The 5360-nt window shown below is 62.1% G+C and carries 7 protein-coding genes; 4 read left to right on the top strand and 3 right to left on the bottom strand.

The features are described 5' to 3' along the window. The 4 genes from glyS to QOC89_RS01480 form a co-directional block, all read left to right on the top strand. On the top strand, positions 1-1521 hold a 1521-nt coding region (glyS, locus tag QOC89_RS01495), incomplete at its 5' end, for a glycine--tRNA ligase subunit beta (RefSeq protein WP_323043396.1). Between the two features lie 10 nt (positions 1522-1531). Beyond that, positions 1532-2086 carry a D-glycero-beta-D-manno-heptose 1,7-bisphosphate 7-phosphatase gene (gene gmhB / locus QOC89_RS01490; RefSeq protein ID WP_323043395.1) on the top strand — a complete coding sequence of 185 codons (555 nt, stop codon included), beginning with the start codon at positions 1532-1534 and terminating at the stop codon, positions 2084-2086. A gap of 40 nt (positions 2087-2126) precedes the next feature. Beyond that, complete coding sequence (locus tag QOC89_RS01485; RefSeq protein WP_323043394.1) at positions 2127-2885, top strand: lysophospholipid acyltransferase family protein; 759 nt, start codon at positions 2127-2129, stop codon at positions 2883-2885. Between the two features lie 44 nt (positions 2886-2929). Continuing rightward, positions 2930-3817, top strand: a complete 888-nt coding sequence (locus QOC89_RS01480) for a SprT family zinc-dependent metalloprotease (protein WP_323043393.1) — start codon at positions 2930-2932, stop codon at positions 3815-3817. Between the two features lie 157 nt (positions 3818-3974). Here QOC89_RS01480 and QOC89_RS01475 read toward each other — a convergent pair whose 3' ends face one another. From QOC89_RS01475 to QOC89_RS01465, 3 genes are all read right to left on the bottom strand, one after another. Further along, complete coding sequence (locus QOC89_RS01475) at positions 3975-4373, bottom strand: hypothetical protein (RefSeq protein ID WP_323043392.1); 399 nt, start codon at positions 4371-4373, stop codon at positions 3975-3977. 26 nt (positions 4374-4399) lie between these two features. Continuing rightward, the gene (gene gloA, locus QOC89_RS01470; protein ID WP_179736147.1) at positions 4400-4786 is read right to left on the bottom strand and encodes a lactoylglutathione lyase; all 387 of its coding nucleotides are present in this window, start codon (positions 4784-4786) and stop codon (positions 4400-4402) included. A 100-nt stretch (positions 4787-4886) separates the two neighbouring features. Then, positions 4887-5360 (bottom strand): AMP-binding enzyme (locus QOC89_RS01465; RefSeq protein WP_416340324.1); only part of this gene is annotated, 474 nt, incomplete at its 5' end.

Below are 5360 nucleotides of genomic sequence, written 5' to 3'. Positions count from 1 at the left end.
CAGCACGCGGATTCGTACGCGGACACGCTGATGCACAAGGGCCGCGTGGTCGCGAGTTTCGCCGACCGCAAGGAGACCATCCGCACGCATCTGCTCGCGCAAGCCGAAGGCGATCAGGTCGTGATGCCGGAACCGCTGCTGGACGAAGTGACGTCGCTGGTCGAGTGGCCGGTGGTGTACGCCTGCCGTTTCGAGGACGAATTTCTGCAAGTGCCGCAGGAATGCCTGATCCTGACCATGCAGACGAACCAGAAATACTTCGCGTTGACGGATGCGAACGGCAAGCTGCGCTCGCGCTTCCTGATCGTGTCGAATATCGAAACCAGAACGCCGGGCGATATTGTCGAAGGTAACGAGCGCGTGGTGCGTCCGCGTCTCGCGGATGCGAAATTCTTCTTCGAGCAGGACAAGAAGAAGCCGCTCGCCGACCGTGTGCCGCTGCTCGCGAACGTCGTGTATCACAACAAGCTGGGCTCGGCGCTGCAACGCGTCGAGCGGCTGGAAGCACTGGCCGGCACGATTGCGTCGATGATCGAAGTGGGTCAACAGGGTCATCAGGCGGCCGGCGAGATTCACGCGCTGTTTGCCGGGAACGTAGCGCTGGCCAAGCGCGCCGCGCGTCTGGCGAAAGCCGATCTGATCACCGACAGGGTCGGCGAATTCCCCGAGCTGCAAGGCACAATGGGCACCTACTACGCGCGCCACGACGGCGAGCCGGAAGAGGTCGCGCTCGCGTGCTCGGAACACTATCAGCCGCGTTTCTCCGGCGACGCACTGCCCACCACCGCAACCGGCACCGTCGTCGCGCTCGCCGACAAGCTCGAAACGCTGGTCGGCATCTGGGGCATCGGCCTGCAACCGACCGGCGAGAAAGACCCGTTCGCGCTGCGCCGTCATGCGCTTGGCGTGCTGCGGATCCTGGTCGAGAAGCAATTGCCGGTCGACCTGATCGAACTGCTGCGCGCGGCTTACGCGACCTTCGCCGCCGTGCCGGGCGTCACCGATTCCACGCAGGCTATCTACGACTTCAGCATGGACCGTCTGCGCGGTTTGCTGCGCGAGCGTGGCTACGCGCCGGGCGAAATCGACGCGGTGCTGGCCCTGAACCCGTCGCGCCTCGACGACATCGTCGCGCGTCTGGATGCGGTACGCGAATTCGCGGCGCTGCCGGAAGCGGCCTCGCTCGCGGCGGCCAACAAGCGCATCTCGAACATCCTGAAGAAGTCGGAAAGCGCCACGACCGGGGGCGTGCAGGTCACGCTGCTGACCGAAGCGGCGGAAAAGGCCCTGCACGCGCAACTGGAACAAGTCGCGCCGCGTGTGCAAACGCAACTCGCCGCACGCGACTACACGGGCGCGCTCACCGCGCTCGCCGCGTTGCGCGAACCGGTCGACACGTTCTTCAACGACGTGATGGTCAATGCCGAAGATCCGGCGTTGCGCGCCAACCGTCTGGCCTTGCTCGGCGCGCTGCATCAGCAGATGAATTGCGTCGCCGACATTTCCCGACTCGCCGCCTGAGCGCCGCCCCATGCCGACCAAAAAAGTGGTGATTCTCGACCGCGACGGCGTGATCAACGTCGATTCCGACTCGTTCATCAAGTCGCCGGACGAATGGGTTGCCCTGCCGGGCGCGCTCGAAGCGATCGCGCGGCTGAACCAGGCGGGTTATCGCGTGGCGATCGCGACCAATCAGTCGGGCATCGGCCGCGGTCTCTTCGACATGAACGCGCTCAATGCGATGCATCTGAAAATGCATCGCATGGCGGCGGCGGTCGGCGGACGTATCGACGCGGTGTTTTTCTGCCCGCACACGGCGCAGGATCACTGCGAATGCCGCAAGCCGAAGCCCGGCATGCTGAAGATGATCACCGAACGTTTCGAAGTCGATCCGGAACATACGCCGGTGGTCGGCGACGCGATGCGCGATCTGCAAGCGGGCGCGGCACTCGGCTTTCCGACTCATCTGGTATTGACCGGCAAGGGCCGCAAGACTCTCGAAGCCGGCGGCCTGCCCGAAGGCACCCAGGTGCACGACGACCTGCGCGCATTCGCGCTCGATTTTCTTTCCGACGATCACGAGTGATGCGCGCCGAGCGCGTCCTTAACCCTCACAGACCACGCCGATGCGCTTCATTCGTTCTTTGCTGCTGCTGATCTATTTCGTGCTGTTCACGGTGCCGTATGCGACCGCGTGCTTCATCGCGTTTCCGTTCATGCGCGCCGACAATCGCTACTGGATGGCGGCCGGCTGGTGCCGCGCCACACTCAACACGGTGCGCTGGCTGAACGGCATCCGCTACAAGATCGAAGGCTATGAGAATTTGCCCGAAGGTCCGGCCGTGCTGTTGTCCAAGCATCAATCGGCATGGGAAACGCTGGCGTTTCCAGCGTTGATGCCGCGGCCGCTGTGCTACGTCTTCAAGCGCGAACTGCTGTACGTGCCGTTCTTCGGCTGGGCGCTCGGCATGCTGAAGATGGTTCACATCGACCGCAAGGAAGGCAAGTATGCGTTCAACTCCGTCATCAGGCAAGGCAAGGCGCGCATGGCGGAAGGCGCCTGGGTGATCATGTTTCCGGAAGGCACGCGTACGCCGACCGGCAAGCAAGGCAAGTACAAAACCGGCGGCGCGCGTTTCGCGATTGCCACCGGCGCGCCGGTCGTGCCGATCGCGCACAACGCCGGACGTGTGTGGCCTCGCAACTCGTTTCTCAAATATGCGGGTATAGTCACAGTGTCGATCGGCAAGCCGATCGAGACGACGGGGCTCACGCCCGATGAAGTCAACACGCGCGTCGAACAGTGGATCGAAGCTGAAATGCGTCGCATCGATCCTACCGCGTACCGCGCGGCGGATAGCAGCTCCGCCGCCGCACCAATCTGACGCGCCCGCGCCCTCGAAGGCGCATTTGCGCGAAGCCGAATCCGATGCAGAAGTCTCCTACGTCGCAGCCCGCTGTGGCGCTCGATAACCGGCAACTCGATCTCCCGCTCTTCGCCGAGCCGGGGTCGACGTCGTCGTCCCCAACGCCCTCCGCGCCTTCGGGTTTGCAGAGCGGGCAGCAGTCCACCGTGCCGCTCGCACCCGACGGTACGAAACTGCGCAGCCTCGCCATCGGTTCGCGCACGCTGCACTATGCGCTCAAGCGCTCGGCACGCCGCTCGATCGGCTTTGCGATCGACAGTACCGGCCTGATGATTACCGCACCACGTTGGGTCACGCTCGCCGATATCGAAACCGCGATCACCGAAAAGCAGCGCTGGATTTTTACGAAGCTGATCGAATGGCAAACACGTGTCGAACAGCGCGCGTTGCCCAAGGTCGACTGGAAAGATGGCGCGGAAGTGCCGTATCTCGGTCACCCGGTGCGTGTGAAGCTCGGTTCGCCACAAGGCATGCTCGCGTTCAATGCGGACGAAGCCGCATTGCAGGTGCCGCTGCCTTTGCAAGCCGACCCTCAGCAGATCAAGGATCGGGTGCAAGGCTGGCTGCAAGGCGAAGCGAAACGCCTGTTCGGCGAGCGCCTCGCGATCTACGCGGAGAAGCTGGGCGTCAACTATCGTGCGTATGCACTTTCTTCAGCGGCCACGCGTTGGGGCAGCTGTTCGAGCGACGGCAAAATTCGTCTGAACTGGCGGCTGATCCACTTCCCGCTGTCGATTATCGATTACGTCGTCGCGCACGAGCTCGCGCATCTGCGCGAGATGAATCACAGCCCGCGCTTCTGGCAGACGGTCGAATCGATTTTTCCGGAGTTCCGCGAAGCGCGGCAAACATTGAAGTCGCATCCGCCGGAATTGCTGCCGACGCTTTAGCGCTATCGGATCCTGCGGCTTTTGCGTTGTCCGGCTATTGGATCCGCTCTTTGAGTCGTTCAGTCAACCACCCGAACGACGACCCTGCATGAAGGCATGAAGATCTGAAGGCGGCGCTTCGACCCGAAGCGCCGATCTTCCGAGCCCCAGAGAAGGCTCATGCCGTGCAGAAGGTTTCCTGCAGATGACGCCACGTCACCTTGCCGTGCGCGTCCAGATCCATCACCGCTGTCGAGCGCCGCACGTTCGCATTGCCCGTGTTGTCGCGCTGAAACTCGCGATATTTCACCACCGCGCCCGATGGATACTCGGACACGATCTCCATGTCGCGGATCGAGATTTGCGAGCCCGGACGCGCGCCGTTCAGCTTCGCGAAAATCTCGCGAACGCCCGCGTGGTCCAGTGCGATACCGGATGTCATGACCAGCGTGAATTGCGGAGCGAAGCGCGCCATGATGCGATCCAGCACGCCGTGATCCGCGGAGCCGTCGAACAGCGCCTGGATTTCGGCGTGGATGTCGCCAAGTTCTTTGAAGTAGGGATTGTTGTTAGTCATTGCTTGTCGTCGCCCCGCCGCTTACGTCACGCTTTCTTCTGGATGAACTCGATCTTGTAGCCGTCCGGATCTTCGACGAAGGCGATCACGGTGGTGCCGTGTTTCATTGGGCCGGCTTCGCGCACGACCTTGCCGCCTTGTGCCTTGATCTTGTCGCAAGCGGCATACGCGTCGTCGACTTCGACGGCGAGGTGCCCGAAGCCGTTGCCGAGCTCGTACGACGGCGTGTCCCAGTTGTGCGTCAATTCGAGAACAGTGCCGTCGCGTTCGTCTTCATAGCCGACGAAGGCAAGCGTGAACTTGCCTTCCGGATAGTCCTGCCGGCGCAGCAATTTCATTCCGAGCAAGTCGTTGTAGAACGCAATCGAACGGTCCAGGTCGCCGACCCGGAGCATGGTGTGAAGCAGGCGCATCGTGAACTCCTTAGTGCGTGATGTCGAGGACGTAAATGTACCCCGAATCGCGCAGCGCTGCAGAGCGTGCCCACGCCGGCAGGCGCGTGGCACGCCCGCTTCATCCCGCGCGCGTCATTTCGTCGCGCAATACGCGTCGCAGAATCTTGCCGACGTTGGTCTTCGGCAGTTCGTTGCGAAATTCGATGATCTTGGGGCGCTTGTAGCCAGTCAATTGTTCCTTGCAGAATGCAAGAATGTCCGCCTCGGTGAGCGCCGGGTCTTTCTTCACGATGTAAAGCTTCACCACTTCGCCCGCCTCCGCGTCTTGCACACCGACCGCCGCTACCTCGAACACACCGGGGTGCTTCGCCACCACATCCTCGATTTCATTCGGGTAGACGTTGAAGCCCGATACAAGAATCATGTCTTTCTTGCGATCGACGATCTTCACGAAACCTTCTTCCGTCATCACGCCAATGTCGCCGGATTTGAAGAAGCCGTCCGGCGTCATCACCTTCGTGGTTTCGTCGGGACGGTTCCAGTAGCCAGCCATTACCTGCGGCCCGCGAATGCAGATTTCACCGCGTTCTCC

Source organism: Paraburkholderia sp. (assembly GCF_034668105.1).
In the GTDB taxonomy this organism is placed as follows: Bacteria; Pseudomonadota; Gammaproteobacteria; order Burkholderiales; family Burkholderiaceae; genus Paraburkholderia.
Note: the sequence above shows the minus strand (reverse complement) of the source record. Positions and strands in the feature narration are given on the sequence as shown.